The following is a 20,298-nucleotide window of genomic DNA, read 5'->3' as shown; positions in this document are numbered from 1 at the left end:
CAGTTTAAGCGGGGAAACAGTCAGAATAATCGGCTTAATCCCAATCCTGCGCCACAAAGTGCATTTCGCCTTTGCTGCCACGCAAAATCAGATGATGACCTTGGATTTGATAGTGGGTAACAGTGGGTAGGATGTCAGCAAACGCGCTTTCTACGTCCATTTGCTCCGCACAATACATGCGTGTGGCGGCAACAGGTCCGAATGACACTTTACCGTCTGCCTGCGGCTTGGCTTGAAACATCAAACGATTGCAACCCATATACGCCCCTGCTGCGGGCAGATTGGTCCAGTTCATTTCGGCTTTTAGCGCAACCAAACGGTCTTTACTAAAGCCGTCCAGTTTGGTTAGCATCCACACCCGTTTAAGCGCGGCTTCGCCTTGCGGCGTTCCCGCAGTATTGGGCGGTGTGGGCGCAGCACAGGCAGCCAATGCCCAAGCTGCTGCTGCCACAGACACAAAACGCATCATTGCGATTCTCCTTTCACAACAAAACCGAGATTGTGCGCCCGACTGCGCCGCTTGTCCACTGCTACAGCGATGCTTCATCACACTTCATGGCATCGCGCCTGTTTTTTAGCCAACAAAAAATCAAGACAAAAAAATACCTTTCAGGAAAGCCCTGAAAGGTTTCAACTTCATTGAAAGGATTTTATGAATGAAAGGAGTACATGATGAAAAAAACGTTTGGCGCGGTGGACGGGGCTCGAACCCGCGACCACTGGCGTGACAGGCCAGTACTCTAACCAACTGAGCTACCACCGCTCTACCAATGATCGTGAAGCAGTATGGAGAATGGTGGGTGATGACGGAGTCGAACCGCCGACATTCTGCTTGTAAGGCAGACGCTCTACCAACTGAGCTAATCACCCATCGCGTTGCAGTGCTGCATCAACGAAAGCACACATTAAACCAAAAAAACTTTACACGCGCAAGGGATTTGTTGCGGTTATTTTACAATTATTTTTAAGATATTGTTTTTAATATATAAAAAATTCAACTTCACACCCAAATGTGGGCTTGTGTTATTTTACGAAACCACCGATTAAAATGATGTAAAAAATTAAATTAGATAGTATTTTTTATCAATGATTTAAGTTTTACTACTGTGCTTAAGGGGTTTGATTGCCATTATCGTTTGCGTTACGATGGCTGGTTTCACACAGCACCCGTCCCATTTGCATCATGAAGAAGTTTTTGACAATACTGATGATTATCGCCGCCATCGCCGCTGCTGCGTATGGCGGCTACCGTTATTTTACCCCTGAAAACACGGTTTCTTACATTACTGAAGATGTTAAACGCGGCAGCATCAGCCAAACCGTGTCTGCCGTGGGCGAGATTTCCGCTTCGCAACTGGTGGACGTGGGCGCACAGGCATCGGGGCAGATTAAAAAAATGCACGTTGTGATTGGTCAGCAGGTACAAAAAGGCGATTTGATTGCCGAAATTGACAGCACCAGCCAGCGTAATGCCTTGGACAACCACCGCGCCAAGCTGGACACTTATCGGGCGCAGTTGGAATCGGCGCAGATTTCCCTGAAAACCGCGCAGAAAAAGTTTGACCGCTACCGCGCCTTGCAGCAAGAAGATGCCGTTTCCAAAGAAGAATTTGAAAACGTGGAAGACAGCCTTGCCGCTGCCAAAGCCAAAATTAAAGAACTGCATTCGGTTATCCGCCAAACCGAAACCGCGATTAATACCGCCGAAGCCGATTTGGGCTACACCCGCATCACCGCGCCGATGGGCGGAACGGTAGTGTCGCTGGTGGTGGAAGAAGGACAAACGGTCAATGCCAACAACACCACGCCCACCATTGTACAAATTGCAGATTTGGGGACGATGTTGAATAAAATGCAGATTGCCGAGGGCGATGCTACCAAAGTAAAAGCAGGGCAAAACTTGAGTTTTACCATTTTGTCCGAACCCGATACGCCGATTGAAGGCGTGTTGGACAGCATTGACCCCGGTTTGACCACGCTGTCTAAAGGCAGTTACAGCAAATCCACCGACAGCACCGATAATGCGGTTTACTATTATGCGCGGGCGTTGATTGACAATCCCGAAGGCAAGCTCGCCATTGGCATGACCACGCAAAACACCATTGAAATCAATCGTGCCGACAATGTTTTGATTGTGCCGAACACCGTGATTAAAAATCAAAAAGGTAAAAAAACCGTGCGCGTATTGGGCGCAGACGGCAAACCGCAGCCGCGCGAAGTGGAAACGGGTTTAAAAGACAGCATGAATGTGGAAATCCGCAAAGGCTTAAAAGAAGGCGAACAAGTGATTGTTTCGGAAATGAGTGCGGACGAGCAGCAAGCACAGGTAAACGGCAGACCACGCCGCTCGCCGATGCGCTAACCCCCACCCTAACCCTCCCCCGTCAAAACGGGTGAGGGAACAGCCAGCCTGAAAACCCCACCATTCCGAAAGCCCGCATTATGTCTTTAATTGAATGTCAAAACATCAACCGCTATTTTGGCGCGGGCGAAAACCGCGTTCATATCTTAAAAAACATTAACTTGTCCATAGAAAAAGGCGATTTTGTTGCCATTATCGGGCAATCGGGTTCGGGCAAATCCACGCTGATGAATATTCTCGGCTGCTTGGACACGCCCACATCAGGCTCGTACCGCATCGGCGGCGACGAAACCGCGCAAATGAACGCTGACCAACTCGCCGCTTTGCGCCGCAAACGCTTTGGTTTTATTTTTCAACGCTATAACTTATTGGGTACGCTCACAGCACGGGAAAACGTCGCCCTGCCTGCCGTGTATGCAGGCATGGAACAGCGCGACCGCCGCCAACGCGCCGATTTGCTGTTAGCAAAACTGGGTTTGCAGGGTAAGGAAAACAATAAACCGTCCGAACTGTCGGGCGGACAGCAGCAGCGCGTATCCATTGCCCGCGCCCTGATGAACGGCGGCGAAATTATTTTTGCCGACGAACCCACAGGCGCACTGGATTCCCACAGCGGCGAAAACGTGATGGACATTATCCGCGAACTGCACCGCGACGGGCATACCGTGATTATGGTCACCCACGACCCCAAAATCGCCGCCCAAGCCAACCGTGTGATTGAAATCCGCGATGGCGAAATCATCAACGACCGCAGCCAAGCCGCCCCTGCCCCGTCTGCCGTACGCACGCTGCCTGAAAAACACGGCTGGGCGTTTTACAAAGACCAGTTTGCCGAAGCCTGCACCATGTCTGTGCAAGCCATTATCGCCCACAAAATGCGCTCGCTGCTGACCATGCTCGGCATTATTATCGGCATTGCCGCCGTGGTGTCTGTGGTTGCCTTGGGCAAAGGCACACAAGAAAAAATATTAAGCGACATCAGCGCAATCGGCACCAATACCATCGGCATTTACCCTGGTAAAGGCTTTGGCGACCGCAGCCGCCACCGCATCCAAACCCTTACCGTTGCCGACAGCGAAGCCATCAGCCGCCAAAGCTATGTGGACAGCACCACCCCCATGATGCAAAGCAGCGGCACGCTCACCTTTCAAAACACCGACCTGTCCGCCACCCTGTACGGCGCAGGCGAACAATATTTTGATGTGCGCGGCATCAAGCTGGCGCAAGGGCGATTGTTTGACGAAGAAGACGTCAAAAACCGCGCCCAAGTGGTTGTGATTGACCCCAATACCGTGAAAAAACTGTTTCCCGAAGACAGCAATCCGCTGGGCAAAACCGTTTTATTTAAAAAACGTCCGCTAACCGTTATCGGCATCAGCGCCGAACAAAAAGGCGGATTTGGCGGCGGTGGCGACAGCCTGCAAATGTGGGCGCCCTATACCACCGTGATGAGCCAGATTAGCGGCGACAAACACATCAACAACATCACCGTTAAAATCAAAGATGAAGTCAATTCGCAAGTCGCCGAAAAAAGCCTGACCGAATTGCTAACCGCACGGCACGGCACACAAGACTTTTTTATGAACAACAGCGACAGCATCAAACAAACCGTAGAAAGCACCACAGGCGCAATGACGCTGCTGATTTCGTCTATTGCCCTGATTTCGCTGGTGGTGGGCGGCATTGGCGTGATGAATATTATGTTGGTGTCCGTTACCGAGCGCACCCGCGAAATCGGCGTACGCATGGCAATCGGCGCACGGCAGGGCAATATTATGCAGCAGTTTTTAATTGAGTCGGTGTTGCTGTGTTTGATTGGCGGCTTTGCGGGGATTGCGTTGTCGTTTGCTTTGGCAGCCATGTTTAACCGCTTTGCCGAAGATTTCAGTATGGCGTTTTCCACCGCTTCCATTGTCGGCGCGGTGCTGTGTTCCACCGTGATAGGCGTATTATTCGGCTTTATTCCCGCCAAAAACGCTTCCAAACTTAACCCGATTGATGCACTGGCGCATGATTAACATGGTTTCAGGCAGCCTGAAAATTATGTTCAAGCTGCCTGAAATAGATAAATAAATTAAACTAAAAATCCATATCCGTATCTGCCACAGAACTATTAGCACACACTCTTTCAAGGAAAGCTACAGCTTCCAGTATACACTCACACTCCCATTCTGAATTACTAGAACGCGCAACATCCGAACTATAAATTTTATCTATAGACGGAACATGATATTCCACATCATCAGGTTGCTTCACTGGATGTACTTCATGAAACCCTATATGGTCAGCCTCTGTTTTGCAATGAGCAGCACTATATTTTTGTTTAGCATCTTGCTCACTATATGCAGGAAAGACCCCACTATAAATTGCTTGACCGTTTCCATCGAGATTTTGTACCTGATAAAAACGTGCTTTCTTTACTACTTCCTTACTCATTTTAATTGACACCATTTCATTTAAGTTTACGAAAAATTTTTTATACCAAAATTCATCAAATCTGTCAAGTAATGAAAATTTACTGAATATATATAGATAATACGAGCTTCAACATTAAGCCACCGCATTTGTAGATTTTTTTAAAAAAGGATTATAGAATGTAAAGCCCTTTTGTTTCAGGCTGCCTGAAACGCCCCACTATCAGAAAAACAAGGACTTCCGCCATGTACGAAACCCCGATTTACAATTTTTCCGCTGGTCCTGCCGTGTTGCCCGAATCCGTGCTGCGTACCGCGCAAAGCGAAATGTTTGATTACAACGGCACAGGCTTTTCCGTGATGACCATGAGCCACCGTTCCGATGTGTTTATGAGCATTCTTTACCACGCCGAACAGGATTTGCGCCAGCTGATGGACATTCCCGATAATTACAAGGTATTGTTTTTACAAGGTGGCGCATCGGCACAGTTTAATCAGGTGGTAATGAATTTTGCCAATGGTTTCAAACGGGTGGATTCGGTAGTAACAGGCAACTGGTCGCAAATCGCCCACGCGCAAATGGGGAAATTGTCCGATGCCGAAATCCATTTGGCGGCAGACGGCAAAGCCTACCACTATCAAAACCTGCCCCCCGTGTCGTCTTGGGACATCAGCCCCGATTCGGCATTTGTGCATTTTGTGATTAACGAAACCGTACACGGTTTGCAATACCGTGAAGTGCCGAAGTTGCCCGAAGGCATGCCACCCTTGATTTGCGATATGTCCAGCGAAATTTTATCGCGTAAAATCAATGTGTCCGATTTTGGCGTGATTTACGCGGGCGCACAAAAAAATATCGGTCCTTCCGGTGCAACCATCGTGATTATCCGCGAAGATTTGCTGGAACGCTGCTCGGCGCGTGTGCCCGATGTGTGGAACTACAAAGCCCATATTGAAAAAGACGGTATGTACAACACCCCCGCTACCTATCCGATTTATATTTCGGGTTTGGTGTTCCGCTGGCTGCAATCGCAAGGTGGTGTAGAACAAATGGAAACCATCAATACCTTAAAAGCCAAGACCTTATACGATGCCATTGACAGCAGCGGCGGTTTCTACATCAATGAGGTCCACCCCGGTGCACGCTCCAAAATGAATGTGATTTTCCGCACGGGCGACAGCCGTTTGGACGAATTGTTTGCCCAAGAATCTACCACACGCGGGCTGCGGCTGTTGCGCGGCTACAAATCCATGGGCGGAATGCGCGCCAGCATTTACAATGCCATGCCCCTGCAAGGTGTAGAAGCCCTAATTGATTTTATGAAAGAATTTCAAAAACGTTACGGCTAAACAGCTGATTGTTTGACTGTAAGAAACCCGTGCCGACTTGACTTGGCACGGGTTTTCAATCAACCACGCAAATTCTTGGACGTAAAAAAACAGCCCGAAAAGGCTGCGTTTTTTATAGTGTGGTGCGGAACCTGACACGAACTCACGATATAAACAACTGTATTTAAAAAGTTTAAATTTTCACATTTTTCAAGATACCAACAAAAGTACCAACAATTTGCAAAAGTCATGTTGTTTTGGGGTGCTGGTGTTGCACCCAACATAGCCCGATTGCCCGCTCAAAAGCAAGCAGCAGATTAAGCCCAATTGCCGTATTTTTTCCACCTGTTTACTTCAAGGCATTTTTGCGCCCATTAGACTGCTCTCGCGCGCGTGCGCGTATTGGTCGCAAAATTGGTTCATGCTACATTTTTCACAACCCAATCAGCAGCCATCATAGCCGCTCAAACAAAAAAAACCTATATAAGACGTAAAAAAGTACTGGTTACACTGGTTACACTGGTTACACGCATGATTTCAATAAGAAAAAGTGTAACCAGTCGCAAAAAAGCACTGGTTACATTTGCTGATTTACTGGTTACAACCCGCATAAAGCATTGAATATAAAAATGGAAAAAGTGTAACCAGTAATGTAACCAGTAAAATCACAAAATAGACCTTAATAATCATCGCTGTAACCATGTAACCAGTAAAATCACGTTTTAGAGTAAACAAGTAATTTAATTGCCGTTGTCAAAATCCATTATACAAAAGATAAGAAAACTGCTTTAATAAACGCAATTTCTCAAAATTGCGTTGGTTTAACCATGAAAATTGCCAAGCCCAAACCCTTGATGGAACTATTAGAATCACACATGACGACACCCGAACAGGCGGTAAGCGTTTTGCAATATCAAAGCGAAATGGGTATGACGGACGAAAAAGGGCGTTATCTGCATTGGGATAAGTTCAGACGGCGTTACCGCAACCCCGAACCGCTTTGGCTGGCAACCAAAATCAGCCGTCAGGCAGCGCAAAGTGTTTTGGCTTTGGGCGAATACACATTTACCTACAATATCCCCAGTTCGCTGCAAGCCCTGCTGCACTTCATTGATAAGAATGGCGCGGGGCAATTGGCGGTAAACAGCGGGGACGGTTTAAGTCGGCGGGAACAAGGCAAATTTCTGATTAAATCGCTGATTATGGAAGAAGCCATTACATCAGCACAGCTTGAGGGTGCGTCCACCACCCGCAAAGTTGCCAAAGAAATGCTGAAAAGTGAACGCAAGCCGCGCACCAAAGACGAAATGATGATTTTCAACAATTACCGTCTGATGCAATACGCTTTAAAACACAAAAACAGTTTGTTAAGTGTGGAAATGATTTTAAAAATGCACGAAATCGCCACGCTTCACGCGATTGAAAATCATGCTGTTGCGGGGGAATTTCGGCAGTCGGACGAGTTTTTTATCGGCGACAGGGACGGCAATAATCTGTACCAGCCGCCGCCATCGGCACGTTTAAACGAACTGATGCAGGATTTTTGTGATTTTATCAATACCAACCACAATCAGACGGGGCAGGATTTTATCCACCCTGTTGTTAAGGCGGTTGCCATTCATTTTCTGATGGGGTTTATCCACCCTTTCGGTGACGGCAACGGACGGACGGCACGGGCTTTGTTTTATTGGTTTATGCTCAAAAGCGGCTATTGGCTGTTTGAATATATTTCCATCAGCCGCCTGTTGAAAAACGCACCCGCCCAATACACCCGCGCTTATCTGTATGTGGAAAATGATGATTTGGATTTAACTTATTTTCTGTACCATCAGGCGGAAATCATTAAGCGGGCGATTGGGGAATTGGACGATTATGTAAACGACAAGCAGCGTGTGTTTAAAGAGTTTTCGGCACAAATCGCACGTTTCCAAACGCACACGCCTTTGAATAACCGTCAGGTAGGCATCTTGCAAAAAGCGGTTAAGGAAACAGGCAGAATGTTCAGCGTGAAAGAAGTCAGCCATGATTTTGCCGTTTCGGAAAACACCGCCCGCAAAGATTTAAACGGCTTAAAAGATTTGCGCCTGTTGGGTGTGATTAAGGACGGTAACAGTGTGCTGTATGTGGCACAAAACAATCTGATGGACAAATTGAAGTCTGATACATAAAAAACCGCCCCTGTTTTTTTAGAATGGGGGCGGTGCTAGGGGCTTTATTGGCTGGGTAAACGGTTTCAATCATGGTTTGCCATATCCGCTAATGCTTGCGCGGCAGTATCAGCCGAATAGCCCGTTAATCTGCCTGCCTGATAATCTGCCCGCCCCGCTCTGATGGCTTGTGCGGTTTCGTTGTTAGGCATGGGAATTTCCGCCCAATCAAACGATAAGGGGATTTTGCCCGTGCGGGCAATCTGATTGAAAAACATTCGCACGGCTTGGCTGGGGCTTAATCCGTACTGTTCTAAAATCGGGTAAACATCAGCGCGTAAATCATCATCAAGGCGCATATTGAAGTTTGAATAGCCCATTATTGCTGTCTCCTAGTGATGGGGATAATATAACGCTATTGTAATGTACAGGTAATGTACATTCAATCAAAACCACCCCAATAATCCACTATCGGGGCGGCTGGTGTGGTTAGCTTGGCTCGGTTTCGGGCGGCTGTGCGCCTGAAAACACATAAAACCGTCCTTTATCCCGCTTTTGGTGCTGCCAACGCTCGCCGTTCTTTTGCAGCCATTGGATTTCGTAAAGCACTTTGCACGCTTTAAGCTTGTCCCTGCCTTTGCACAAATCCTGCTCAAAGGTTTGGCTTGTCAGCCAATACTCAATCACATCGCCCAAATCGCGCCGATAACCGTAATGCTTGTCGCTGTAATAGGGCTTGGCGTTCCAATCGGTAAAACAGGCAGTATGGGCGTACTGCTGCATAAAGTTTGCCGCCTGTTCAATAATAACGGTGTCTTCATATTTGCCTACGCCGTTCAGGGCTAACCAATCATCAAAGCATTGCTTAATGCCCGCCATGCCGACACCAGCAGGCAAACCCGTAACGGATACGGCGGTTTCCAATGCTGCCGACACCAGCGCAAAGCGTTTGGCAACGCGCAGGGCTTGTCCGTCCAATTCGGGCAGGGTGTGCAGGAAAGCATCACGGGCAGCGCGGATAGTAGCGGGGTCGGTGCGCTGTAACAGGGCAATCCATACCCGCCCTGCCGTGCCGTGCTGGTGTGTGATGGTGTCGTTCAGGTGGTCGGACAATGCCGCACCATTGCCAAAGCCGTGCAGGTTTTCATAAATGCCGTAACGGGTGGCGGCGGGGATACTGGGTAAACGCACAGACTGCCCCGCTTCCCATGTGTCGCCCGCCCGTTCCAAATAGCTTTTCAAGGTATGCTCGCCTGTGGACAGTAACAGGGTGCGCCATTCGGACTGCTGGCGGTTGCCGCCGTCTTTCGCGCCTTGCAGCTTGGATTTGCCGTTAATCACGGAATAGGCGGTTTTGCTGATGGTGCGCGGATTGGCTTCGCCAATTTCGTCCAATACCAGTAAACCATCGTTGCGGGCAAGGGCAGCATTGGAAAAGCCCAAATCCGTACCGCGCCAGCTCATTTTTAAGGTTTCGGCTTCGCCCCACACGGATAGGGCAACCTTGGCGGCGGTGGTTTTGCCGTCCGAACTGTCTCCGTACAGGTGGAAACCGCCATTAGGCTCATGCAGCAATGCCAACAGCGGTGCAGCCAATGCCGTGCCGATTGCTAAGCACAAACGGCTGTTTCCTGCGGCATAACGGCACACTTGCTGCTGCCATTGCTCAAGGCTGCCCGTGCTGGTGTAGGCGGCTGCCTTGCCGGTGTCGCCGTTGTACATCACAGGCTGCTGCTCGGTATCGTCAGGCGACAAGATTTCGCCGCTTGGCAGAATATAGCTGCCGTTTAACCAACCCGCTTTGTCGGTAACGGTGTAGGCAGTATTCGCACCAAAGGTTTGCAGGTAATCACTCAAACGCTCGCGGCGTACCCTGCCCGCCTGAACGGTAATCCCCATGCCCTGCAAACGCTGCCAACAGGCATTTGTGCCGATTTCGGCAGCGGCAAGCAATGCCGTTTTGTTTTGGCGGCTGATGCGGTCGCGGTAGCGGATAACGCGGTAGTAGCTCCCTTGCAAATCCATACCCGTACCAATCAAATCTACAGCATCGGCAAGGCGTAAGGGGTCGCCATCGGTAACATTGCCGTCTTTATCGGTTTTAACGGGTATGTAGTACACGCCCTTATTGTTGCATTCAAAACGTGGCTGCGGGGTGTAGGCGGGTAGGGTGTCGGGGTCAATTAAGGGGGGATTGGTAGTCATAATCGGTTTTCCTTTCAGTTGAATGATTGACGGCGTTTGCGCTCGCGGTAGGCGCGTTGGCGTTCCGCATTGCTGGCGTATTTGCGTTGTCTGCCCGTGGGCGGCGGTGCAGTCAGGGCAGGGGGATAAACGGGCGGATAAACGTCCACGTCCAACACATCATCATCAGCCCATTGCGGCTGAAACGGACGGCGCGGCTCGTCTTGCCAATCATCATAATCATCAGCATAAGGCGCATGATGAATGGGGCTGCTGGTGCAGGGTGCTTGCGGTTGCGGCTGCCATTGATGCGGCGGCGTATAAGCTGCCGAATGGCGCACATTTGCCGAATATTCCCGCTCACGCGCCCGCTCGCGTTCACGCTCACGCGCCCAACGTTCATCGGCGCGGTGTTCATCGGCATACAGGTCAATGGCAGCGGGCGCACTATTGCGGTTGATGGTAATCTGCATTTGCTCACGCGGCTGCGGTTCAGGGGCGTTCAGGTTCATTTGGCGGGCAATCAGGTAATCGGCGTAATCCCTGCCGTAAACAGCCTGTAAACGCGCCGCAATGGTGTTGCTGATGCTGCGGGACACGCTTAAAGCGATTTCCGTTTCCTGTTGGTAATAACGCGCTTTCCATTCCGCTTGTTCTAACTGCCGTTCCAATTCCTGATGATGCAGTTTGCGAACGGCAAGAAACAGCAGCAATACGCCCAAAGACAGGGCAAATACGGTGTAGGCGATAACCATGTGTTCTATCCTTTTCGTGTCGGGTTACTTGGTTGCCCCTTGCCCTGCCCTGCCCCTTTCGGGGGCGTTACAATCAAACGTAACATAACGGCGGGGCTGGGTTTTTTCGCTAGGGTAGGGGGCTTTTGTAACGTTTTTATCGGTCAGCGTTACGGCATTTTTGGGGTGGCGTTACGGCTGTTTTGCCGCGTTCAGGTTCTCCAAAATGCGGTAGGCGGGACGTTGGCGGCGGTGCAACTCATCTAACGCATCGCCTGCCGTTTCGGGTTGCCATAACTGCACACGGATACCCTGTTTGGTGGCACGGTCTGCCAAATGGCGGGCAGCTTCATAACCAATCGGGCGCGGCTCGTCATGGTCGGCACACACCAGCAAACGCTTCACGCTTTCCGGTAAAACGCATTGGCGTACCCCGTTGGCACTCAATGCCGCCCATACAGGCAAGGCAAACAACTCACGCGCGGCAAGGGCGGTTTCAATGCCTTCACACACCAGCAGGCTGCCGTCATCACGGATACCATCCAACTGCACCGCCGTGCCCGATACGCTGCCGCTGTAGCGTGAACGCATTTTTTTGGCGGGTAAGGGTTCGCCCGTTTCGGGGTGGCGCAAATCGGCTTTCTGCCAATGCGTGTGTTTGCCCTTTACGCGCCCTTGCAGATAGGTTTGGTGCAAACCCTGTAACTGTCCGTCCGTGCTGCGGATAGCGGCAAGCATGGCGGGAAACGTGCCTAATTGCCGAAAACTGCCGTCTTGCACCTTTACCCAATACGGCAACGCCGCCTGATAACGCAGCTCGCTGGAAATGGGCGCATTCACACTCAAACCCCTGCCCCGCAAATAGGCACAAACGGGGTCTTTATCGCTCAAAGGCTGCGCCGCTTCCCACAACGCCACAAGGCGCGGTAACTGGTCGGGTTCAGGTTTCGGCTCGGACGGCGGCGGCGTGGGAACGGGGCGGCTCACAGTAGCGGCAGCGGGCGCACCCATACCCAAGATTTCAGACACACGGCGGGCAGCGGTTTTAAAATCACAGTCCAACCACAGCATCAGCAGCTTAAAACCGTCTCCCGCACCGCAGCCGTTGCAGAAAAACGTACCGTTACCCTGCTTGTCGTCAAAGCGGAAACGGTCTTTGCCGCCGCAAATGGGACAAGGCTGGTGTTTGTTGCGTAAACAGTCGGCAGGGAATCCTGCGGCAGCCAAAATGCCGTGCCAACGCCCCTGTGCGCGGTATTTCAGTTCGCTCATGCTTGCCGCTCCCCCGCAAAGTGTTGTGCCAGCTTTGCCTGCCCTTTGGACGTAATCAGGGCTTGCGTGTAATCCACACCGTTGCGCTCGCTTACCCCGTTTACCTGAATCATGTCGCCCGCTTTGACGGCTTTGGCACTCGCCATAATGGGCGATTTGCCGTAAATCCATTGATGCGCCCGCAAATAGGCAATCAAATCCTTGCGCCCCATGTTCAAATGCTTGGCAACCAAAGTGATGTTGTAGGCATCATTGCGCCCCGACAGCACGTCAAACGCCGCCGCTTTCGGCTCGGCAACGGCAAGGCGGGCTTGCTGCTGCTGATTCTGTTCCGCCAAATCCGCAGCCAAGCGCAGGGCATCGGGCAGGGTTTGCGGCACGGCGTTCACACTGCCCGACACCAGCGCATCAAAGGCACGGATAACCGAAACATGAAAACGCGGGTTAATCCACATCGCATAGGCGTAAACCAAATCACGGCAAACATAAGTTCCGCGTTGGTCGCCGCCGTTCACAACTTGGATAACCTGTTGATTTTGTTTCACTCCTGCAATTCCAGTAGTGTGATTAAGTGATTGATTTGCATCAATAACGGAATTTCCCGTTTTTTCCAGTTCCGCAATCAGTTCTTGCGTTTGCTGGGTGTTCAGCCAATTGCTGGGCTGATGGCGTTTTTCATTCCCTGCGGCACGGTGCAAGTCGTTCAGGCAATACAGCCCGTTGTGGGTTTGACGGATTTGGATTTGGTTAATGGCAATAATCGGATTCATGGTGTTTTACTCCAACAATGCGTTTACTTGATTTTTAGTAAACGTGAATTTATGCACATCACAAGCAAGGGGGTTTTTCCCGATTTTTAGAAAAACCAGTACAGGCGTTTTCTGAAAATTTAGAAAACCCCCTGCCCGCTTTTCGGCTTGTCAGTCGGCAACCTGCAAACACAGCTTTTGTTTAAATTCAACATCTTGAATATTTACGCAGATTGCACTTTGCCAGCCGTGCCGTTTCGGGCAAGGCTGGGGGTTCAAAGGGATTAGCGGTCTAAATCAGATTGGAAAGTGTTATAGATATGGTGCAGCAGGGGCATCACTTCCCCCAACATAACCGATAATTCAAACTGTGCAAATGCAATCTCGGCATCAGGCACAACCCAAGTGCGGGCTTCAGTATTTGCCATAACCAGCTTGGCAAACACAGCCTGAACATTGCCTAAAGTGTTAATAGTGCCTTCGGCACAGGATTTCAGGTTAGAAACGGCTTTAGGGTCAAGTTTGCCGCCGTGCGTAAACACCTGCTCGGCATGGGCAAGATAGGCGGGATTGGACAATAAACCTGCCAAGCCCGAATAAGTGCTGGTGTCAAAAGGGGGAAGTTCAGGGGTTTGAATAGTTTGATTTTGCATGATTTCATGCTCCTTACGATATTTTGAGAGTGGGAAGCCCGTAAAGGGGCGGCGGTGCTCTCTCTAGTCGTAAGTCTAGTGCGGACGTTACCGTTACCGCACACCGCCCAAACCGTGATAGGCGCATGAAGCACAGATACACTTCAGGCTGCCAAAATAGAATAGGCGTGAAAAAACGGCGTTTTACCCGTGCCGATTCGGGGACTTACGAACTTTTGAGAGAGAACGGGCATTTTTCCCCATTCTCAAATGTTTGTCAATGGGTTTATACGCGCTTAAACAGCACCACCAATCACACGGCACACCGCCCAAGTATCGGCGGCAGTTTGCTGAATGGCTAAACGGTAATCAGGGCGGCGGTGCAAACGCTGCTGTGTAAAGCGGCTCGCTTGGCTGAATGTGGGAAAAATGCGTAAAGTGTGCAAGCACAGGGGATTAGAAAAGCCCTTACGCACGGCACGGGGACGGCGCACAGATACGCCAATGGAAGCAGTAGGATTCATGGAATCTGCCTTTTCACGTTGGTTTAATAACCCCGCTGATACGCTGTCAAACGCAAGGCGGGAAACAAAGGGCGGATTGACAGACTGGCAACGTGATACCAGCAGGCGCAAAGCCTTCCGCCCCTGTTTCCCGTAAAAAGGCAAAACTGGGGGATTGCAAGCGTAAGAAATGCCGCTGCGGTACTCTGTCGTTTTAAACGCGCTGGCACGCTGTGGCGGCTTGCTTGCCACGTTGTTCAGGCTGTCAAACCCGATTGCTTGATTCAAAGCAACGCAATTATTCTGCCAAGTGTGGCGGTTGCCGTCAATGATTTTTTGCATCATGGTACTTTCCTAATTTGCGTTTCGGGTGTTTTACCCAACCAAAACGCGGGTTAATCTGTTGTTTACGAATGAAAACGCAATTTCGCCGCATTGCGCTGGTGTGCTTGAACAGGCGGATAGTTCAGGGTTTTGGCAAACACCAGCAGACGGCTTTTGCGCTCTTGGTAGCTTAAATCCCGTGCAATCAGCGCGGTGTTTTCGGCAGTAATGGCATCTAATGCGGCAATTTGGGTAACGTCCAGCAAATCACGGCTGACAATATGCCGCTTGCCCGTTAAGGCTTCATATTCCAGCAGGGCTTCATTGATAAAATGGTGGGATTGGGTTGTTTTACCATGCGCGGCGCGTTGGTCTCTCAACAGGCGGTTTTTCAGCTTGGTAACGCTTTTCAGCTCGTGGCGGGCAGGTTGCCATTGCTGGTGTTGATGCAGCAGGTTTTCAATCTGCTCATCACACCACACGGCAAAATCGGGGCTTAACCATCGGGCAAAGGCAATTGCCAGTTTGGGGTGTAACCATGTACCCCCACTATTGCCGCGCTTGGTTTTGATAAAGTGGGATTTTGAAATACGGGATTTTCCCGTATTTGAATTTTCGTTTTGTTGTACTGCCCGCTTTAACAGGGCTTGAATGTATTGCTCTGTTTCGGGTAAACGAATCCACTCATAGGGCTGTTTGCCAAACATCGCTGCAATTTCGGTAGCGTTAAACCAAGCATCGCGGCTGGCATGAACTGCCATGCCTTGAAAATCCAAAGTCAGTAAATTCATGATGAGTATCTCTTTTGGGGGTAGCTTTAATGATGAAAGGGCTGGTGTCGGCAAAACCTGACAAAACCTTACATTTTTGCGTGGTTTGATTCTGCGCTTTTCGGGTAAATGCTTGTTTCTTGGGCTTCCCATTTTTGAACCATATTTTTACGCGGCTTATTTTGCGCGTTTAAGGGCGTTTTCCTGCTGGACGGTATCGGAATAGGTTTAAGCGGCGAAACGCTGTCCGTGCGCTTTTGTGCGCCAGCAAACGGCGGTTTTATCCAAAGCGGGTAAAGCTGCCTTTTTTATAAGGTCAAAAAACCCGCGTTTGCCTGTGGCTCGCAAATTATTGGTACGCACTTTGGTACGCACCGCGCCAAAACCTAATAAAACCTAAAACCTGATAAAACCTGAAGTCATTGCGCGATACACGGCAGCGGCTCGCTGGTGTGGGGAATGTACCGACACCAGCCATCAAACGCGCCCTGTGCTGCTTACAGGCGGCTGTGCTGCTTATGGGATTTGCCTTTTTATGGACTCCGAAAATTCCGACACAGGCAGCTGTACGCTTTACAGGATTTGCCTTTTTATGGACTCAAAAAATTCCGACATACGCGCCCCGCTTACAGGCGGCTTGCCGACAGTTTCTCGATATAGGCGTTAATCTCGCTTTCTAACCAGCCTGTAGCATTGGCGGAAATTTTGAACGGACGGGGAAAATCCGCATCGTAATGGCGGCTCTTGGGATTGCATTTATTCCATACCGTGCCTGTGGAAATATCCAAGCGGGCGGCAACGGCTTTAACGCGCAATACGGTTTTGTTTTGCATAATGGCTTTTCCTTGTACGGGGTTGAACAACAGGCAAAATAATAACCGCCCTTGCGGGGCGGTTTGTCTGATTTCAACTGGAAAGAAAAGCGGTTCATCTGATTTCAGCTAGGACTGTAAACGTTCCAAGCCATGCTGTATATATTTTGCCAGCGTGTTTTTATCAGGCGGATTGCCTAATTGCTCGGCTTGCCGCTGCCATTCTTGGCGTATGGTTTCAGCCATTTCATAAGGCTGTGTACCGTCTTTCTTGGTGTACATGATGGCAAGCGCAGCAATAATTTCAGCCTGTTTGTTGCGAGTTTTGGCAGTAGGTTCAGGCTGTTTTTTGGAAACATCAGACGGCTCTTGATTGGGCTGTTCTTGATTGCGCCGTGTTAAAAAATCATCAAGGCTAGGTAGGTCAATTTCACTCTGTGATAGATTTTTAGATTTGGCAAAAACATCTTTTATTGAATACACAAACCTTTTCTTATCAAAAAAAAGATTAAAATCATAAGTATAAAGCACACCATCATCATCCCAATCATGTACTAACACAGAATTATGCTTACACATATCTTGAATAAAGCTCTCAACACTTGGCGAATATTCCCCATCTGTATCATCTTTTTTAGGATAAAACGGACATTCATCATCTTTAGGATAAAACGGACATTCATCATCTCCTAGAACATCAGCATCATAATAAACACCCATCAAATCTCTATGGTAAGCATGCCCTGCAAAATATTCATCAAAATCGTATTTGTGTAGAAATTCTCCTACTTGCCGAAAATTTACCTGATTTCGCTCAACAAAAATAAGGTATTCCATTGCTTCTGCTGCGTGGATAAATTCGCCATCTTTTTTGCTTATATCATCAAAAATAATGCCCATCTTTCACACTCCCATCACTTCAAAATTTACCAAAACAACACGCGCCTTTCCCGCTCCCACACCAGCAGCCGTCAATTTGCTGGTGTTGCCCGCTTGTTGGTCGCCCTGCCACAAACAAGGCGGTTGCCGATATGTTTATCGCGTGTACACATTCCAAGAATATGTTTAAAAAAAGCCGATTTTTAAACATATCGGCTATTCATAAGACTTATCATGCCTTTGGCTTTTGTCGCTTCCGCAATGGCTGCCAAAAAAATATTGTGGTCGTCTGCTTCCGCAGCTTCTTGTGCGGCGGCTTCCAAAAACAGGGCAATATCGGTTTCATCATGTAAATATCTGCTTACGTCCAAAGGTGCGGTTTTAATCATTTTCCAGCTCCCGTTTCATTTGTTTGGCTCGTGCTGCAATCGCTTTCATCAACTACCCTGCCCGTGCCGATTTGCCGATTGCCTGCGATACCCATTCATTTAGGCTGATACCTGCCGCAGCCGCTGCCGCCACAGCCGCCGCATGCAATTCGGGCTTAATCCGCACGTTAAACTTGCCCGAATAGCGGCGCACAGGCTCTATGCCCTGCTCTTGGCACACGTCCAAAAAGGTTTTCAGGCTTTGCCGCGCTTCTCGGTGTAATTCGTCCACGGTTTCAGCGTAAAAGTCTGCGCCACCGTTCAGGTTGATAAATTCGCCACGAAACAGGTTAATTTCGGGGTCGTAGGCAATCACGGCTTGATAACCGTCAATGTTCAGTAAATTTTGCATCGGGGTTTACCCTGTTGTCGTTCAGCTCATAGGGCGGGAAGTATCAAATAACAGTACCAATTATAGCAGTTTCTTACTGCTTTTGACGGCATTCAACACCGTTAGACAATCAGCCAAAACGGGCAAACCTGCTGCCCGTGCTGTAAATACCCTTTCCAAGCCATTGATTATCAATATGTAACCAGTAGTGTAACCAGTAATGGTTTTTCACATTTCTTTATAAAACAGCCATATAAGAAAAAGTGTAACCAGTAATGTAACCAGTAAATATTTTTAATAATTATGGATAATCATTTAGATAAGTGATTTGTAACCAGTGTAACCAGTATTTTTAAGTTTTAATACGCGTATAGGAGCTTCCATTGGACGAATAAAAAACCGCCCTGTTTGGACGGCTGGTGTGTTTATACCTTTTTGCTGGCTTCAATAAAATGCTGCTTCAGGTGGTCGGCGTACCATTGCATCATCTCTATTCTTTCGGTCAGGTATTCCGTGCGGTTGTAGGCGGCGCGTACCTTGTCTGTGGGGACGTGGGCTAACTGCCGCTCTATGGCATCGGGATTAAAGCCCTGCTCATTCAGCGTACTGCTGGCAAGGCTGCGGAAGCCGTGCGGGGTGGCAATGCCTTTGTAGCCCATGTGGTTGATAATCTTTCCGAATGTGTTTTCGCTGATGTAGCCGTCCTTGGTGCGGCTTGGGAATAAATAGGGCGTATGCCCCGTTATGGCTTGCAGCTCACGCAGCAGCTCTACCGTCCAATCTGCCAACGGTACAACATGGTCGCGTGTTTTTTTCATGCGCTCTGCGGGGATTAACCATTGCCGCTGCGCCCAATCTATCTCATGCCATTGTGCGCCGCGCAATTCGGTATTGCGTACGAACACCAGCATCAGAATCATAATGCCTAGCTTATTCGCTGGCTCGGCATCGGCAACGCTTAAACGGCGGTAAAACTCCGTCAGTTCCCCATGCGGTAAGGCGGGCATATGCTCGGTTTCCTGCTTGGCTAAATACCCTTGCAGCAGCATGGCGGGGTTATTCTCGGTCAGCTCCAACATGGCGGCATACTTAAACACCGCTCCCGTCCATTGGCGGATTTTTCGGCGGTTTCGTAAACGCCCCTTGCGCTGATACCGTCCAACACGGCTTTAATGTGTTTTACCCGTATTTCGCTAATCGGTAAGCTGCCAATGCTGGGGAATACATCGTTTTCAAAATAACGCAACACACGGGCAGCATGATTGGGCTTCCAACGGTAACGGTTCTTTTCGTGCCATTCGCGGGCAAGGTGTGCAAAGGTATTGGCAAGCCTGTCTTGCTTCTCCCGTTTGGTTTGCTGCTTGACTGCTGATGGGTCTGTACCCTGTGCCAACATCTGCTTTGCCCGCTCTCTCGCTGCCCGCGCTTCCACTAAAGACACGGCAGGATAAGTGCCAAGGGCAAGGGTTTTCTGCTTACCACCAAAACGGAAGTTCAAACGCCAATATTTACCGCCATTGGGTTTAACCAACAAATACAGCCCGCCGCCGTCAGACAATTTTTGTTCTTTGGCAGCAGGCTTGGTATTCCTGATTTGACGGTCGTTTAGGGGCATTTTGTTGGTACTTTTTCAGGGCTGTTTTGAAGTACCAACAAATATACCAACAAAAAAAGGTTGATTCAATTGGGTGGAATTAGACGGCATTAGACAAACAATAGGGAAAAACAGGGTAAGAAAAAACCATTTAATCTTTATGGTTCAAATATTTGGTTTACGGCATTAGACAGTATTGGACGTAAAAAAACAGCCCGAAAAGGCTGCGTTTTTTATAGTGTGGTGCCCGGAACCGGAATCGAACCGGTACGCCTGTTTTAGAGGCGACGGATTTTAAGTCCGTTGTGTCTACCTATTTCACCACCCGGGCTGTTACCATCTGGAGGCGGGGGCGCGGATTTGAACCGGCCTGTACAGGGCTTGCACACCCTGTCGCATCAACACTCTGCCACCCCGCCGTGAAAGGGCTAAAATTGGAGGCGGAAGTCGGAATCGAACCGGCGTACACGGCTTTGCAGGCCGCTGCATAACCACTCTGCCATTCCGCCATTACTGTTTGAAAGCATCAAACAGATAAAAAATGGAGCGGGAAACGAGTCTCGAACTCGCGACCTCAACCTTGGCAAGGTTGCGCTCTACCAACTGAGCTATTCCCGCAGTGTGATTTCCGAAACAGAGAAGTGGAGCGGGAAACGAGTCTCGAACTCGCGACCTCAACCTTGGCAAGGTTGCGCTCTACCAACTGAGCTATTCCCGCCCTGATTCGGATAAAATAAATTGTGGAGCGGGAAACGAGTCTCGAACTCGCGACCTCAACCTTGGCAAGGTTGCGCTCTACCAACTGAGCTATTCCCGCTTAATTCCGCCCCAACA

Annotated in this window: 18 protein-coding genes, 8 tRNA genes and 1 pseudogene; 4 read left to right on the top strand and 23 right to left on the bottom strand. The window is 49.4% G+C overall.

Features of this window, described 5'->3' with window-relative positions; translation table 11 throughout:
* Positions 1–34: 34 nt before the first annotated feature.
* From H3L98_RS04200 to H3L98_RS04190, 3 genes are all read right to left on the bottom strand, one after another.
* Positions 35–469 (bottom strand): META domain-containing protein, encoded by a 435-nt coding sequence (locus H3L98_RS04200; RefSeq protein WP_051532136.1) that lies wholly within the window; start codon positions 467–469, stop codon positions 35–37.
* 217 nt (positions 470–686) lie between these two features.
* Positions 687–763, bottom strand: a tRNA-Asp gene (locus H3L98_RS04195).
* A 31-nt stretch (positions 764–794) separates the two neighbouring features.
* Positions 795–870, bottom strand: a tRNA-Val gene (locus tag H3L98_RS04190).
* A 313-nt stretch (positions 871–1,183) separates the two neighbouring features.
* Between H3L98_RS04190 and H3L98_RS04185 the strand changes: the two genes are divergently transcribed.
* Complete coding sequence (locus H3L98_RS04185) at positions 1,184–2,362, top strand: efflux RND transporter periplasmic adaptor subunit (protein WP_034333816.1); 1,179 nt, start codon at positions 1,184–1,186, stop codon at positions 2,360–2,362.
* A gap of 80 nt (positions 2,363–2,442) precedes the next feature.
* Positions 2,443–4,380: a MacB family efflux pump subunit gene (locus tag H3L98_RS04180; RefSeq protein ID WP_027022524.1), complete on the top strand. Its 1,938-nt coding sequence runs from the start codon at positions 2,443–2,445 to the stop codon at positions 4,378–4,380.
* A 61-nt stretch (positions 4,381–4,441) separates the two neighbouring features.
* On the opposite strand, the gene H3L98_RS04175 is transcribed toward H3L98_RS04180, so the two are convergent.
* Positions 4,442–4,798: a hypothetical protein gene (locus H3L98_RS04175; protein WP_156932337.1), complete on the bottom strand. Its 357-nt coding sequence runs from the start codon at positions 4,796–4,798 to the stop codon at positions 4,442–4,444.
* 224 nt (positions 4,799–5,022) lie between these two features.
* Here H3L98_RS04175 and serC point away from each other — a divergent pair, with 224 nt between their 5' ends.
* Entirely contained in the window at positions 5,023–6,126 is a 1,104-nt protein-coding gene (gene serC, locus H3L98_RS04170) for a phosphoserine transaminase (protein ID WP_027022526.1), read from the top strand.
* An 806-nt stretch (positions 6,127–6,932) separates the two neighbouring features.
* Positions 6,933–8,273, top strand: coding sequence for a Fic family protein (locus H3L98_RS04165; RefSeq protein WP_027022527.1), 1,341 nt, complete (start codon positions 6,933–6,935; stop codon positions 8,271–8,273).
* A 65-nt stretch (positions 8,274–8,338) separates the two neighbouring features.
* Here H3L98_RS04165 and H3L98_RS04160 read toward each other — a convergent pair whose 3' ends face one another.
* The 19 genes and pseudogenes from H3L98_RS04160 to H3L98_RS04070 all read right to left on the bottom strand — a co-directional run bounded on the left by H3L98_RS04160 (position 8,339) and on the right by H3L98_RS04070 (position 20,281).
* Positions 8,339–8,632 carry a type II toxin-antitoxin system RelB/DinJ family antitoxin gene (locus H3L98_RS04160; protein WP_027022528.1) on the bottom strand — a complete coding sequence of 98 codons (294 nt, stop codon included), beginning with the start codon at positions 8,630–8,632 and terminating at the stop codon, positions 8,339–8,341.
* A 109-nt stretch (positions 8,633–8,741) separates the two neighbouring features.
* Positions 8,742–10,457: a DUF927 domain-containing protein gene (locus tag H3L98_RS04155; RefSeq protein ID WP_051532137.1), complete on the bottom strand. Its 1,716-nt coding sequence runs from the start codon at positions 10,455–10,457 to the stop codon at positions 8,742–8,744.
* Between the two features lie 14 nt (positions 10,458–10,471).
* The gene (locus tag H3L98_RS04150) at positions 10,472–11,191 is read right to left on the bottom strand and encodes a hypothetical protein (RefSeq protein WP_027022530.1); all 720 of its coding nucleotides are present in this window, start codon (positions 11,189–11,191) and stop codon (positions 10,472–10,474) included.
* A gap of 171 nt (positions 11,192–11,362) precedes the next feature.
* A complete protein-coding gene (locus H3L98_RS04145) occupies positions 11,363–12,442 on the bottom strand; it encodes a DUF7146 domain-containing protein (protein WP_027022531.1) in 1,080 nt (359 codons plus the stop codon).
* A complete protein-coding gene (locus H3L98_RS04140; RefSeq protein ID WP_051532138.1) occupies positions 12,439–13,212 on the bottom strand; it encodes a KilA-N domain-containing protein in 774 nt (257 codons plus the stop codon). The genes H3L98_RS04145 and H3L98_RS04140 overlap by 4 nt, the downstream gene beginning before the upstream one ends.
* Before the next feature lie 263 nt (positions 13,213–13,475).
* A complete protein-coding gene (locus H3L98_RS04135) occupies positions 13,476–13,844 on the bottom strand; it encodes a hypothetical protein (protein WP_027022532.1) in 369 nt (122 codons plus the stop codon).
* Between the two features lie 275 nt (positions 13,845–14,119).
* Positions 14,120–14,671, bottom strand: a complete 552-nt coding sequence (locus H3L98_RS04130; RefSeq protein WP_156932338.1) for a hypothetical protein — start codon at positions 14,669–14,671, stop codon at positions 14,120–14,122.
* 62 nt (positions 14,672–14,733) lie between these two features.
* The gene (locus H3L98_RS04125; RefSeq protein ID WP_084481919.1) at positions 14,734–15,441 is read right to left on the bottom strand and encodes a KilA-N domain-containing protein; all 708 of its coding nucleotides are present in this window, start codon (positions 15,439–15,441) and stop codon (positions 14,734–14,736) included.
* 605 nt (positions 15,442–16,046) lie between these two features.
* Positions 16,047–16,253, bottom strand: coding sequence for a helix-turn-helix transcriptional regulator (locus tag H3L98_RS04120; RefSeq protein ID WP_027022534.1), 207 nt, complete (start codon positions 16,251–16,253; stop codon positions 16,047–16,049).
* A gap of 108 nt (positions 16,254–16,361) precedes the next feature.
* Positions 16,362–17,132, bottom strand: coding sequence for a hypothetical protein (locus H3L98_RS04115; RefSeq protein WP_027022535.1), 771 nt, complete (start codon positions 17,130–17,132; stop codon positions 16,362–16,364).
* A gap of 182 nt (positions 17,133–17,314) precedes the next feature.
* Positions 17,315–17,500 carry a helix-turn-helix domain-containing protein gene (locus H3L98_RS04110; protein WP_051532139.1) on the bottom strand — a complete coding sequence of 62 codons (186 nt, stop codon included), beginning with the start codon at positions 17,498–17,500 and terminating at the stop codon, positions 17,315–17,317.
* A 52-nt stretch (positions 17,501–17,552) separates the two neighbouring features.
* Positions 17,553–17,891, bottom strand: coding sequence for a type II toxin-antitoxin system HicB family antitoxin (locus tag H3L98_RS04105; RefSeq protein WP_027022536.1), 339 nt, complete (start codon positions 17,889–17,891; stop codon positions 17,553–17,555).
* 404 nt (positions 17,892–18,295) lie between these two features.
* A pseudogene (locus H3L98_RS11075) lies at positions 18,296–19,485 on the bottom strand (tyrosine-type recombinase/integrase).
* Between the two features lie 220 nt (positions 19,486–19,705).
* Positions 19,706–19,795: transfer RNA gene (locus H3L98_RS04095), tRNA-Leu, on the bottom strand.
* Positions 19,796–19,805: 10 nt separating this feature from the next.
* A tRNA-OTHER gene (locus H3L98_RS04090) sits at positions 19,806–19,883 on the bottom strand.
* A gap of 16 nt (positions 19,884–19,899) precedes the next feature.
* Positions 19,900–19,973 (bottom strand) — tRNA-Cys (locus tag H3L98_RS04085).
* Positions 19,974–20,006: 33 nt separating this feature from the next.
* Positions 20,007–20,082 (bottom strand) — tRNA-Gly (locus H3L98_RS04080).
* Positions 20,083–20,106: 24 nt separating this feature from the next.
* Positions 20,107–20,182, bottom strand: a tRNA-Gly gene (locus tag H3L98_RS04075).
* 23 nt (positions 20,183–20,205) lie between these two features.
* Positions 20,206–20,281 (bottom strand) — tRNA-Gly (locus H3L98_RS04070).
* Positions 20,282–20,298: the final 17 nt, after the last annotated feature.

Source organism: Conchiformibius steedae (assembly GCF_014054725.1).
Classification (GTDB): Bacteria; Pseudomonadota; Gammaproteobacteria; order Burkholderiales; family Neisseriaceae; genus Conchiformibius; species Conchiformibius steedae.
This window is presented reverse-complemented; position numbering and strand designations above follow the sequence as displayed.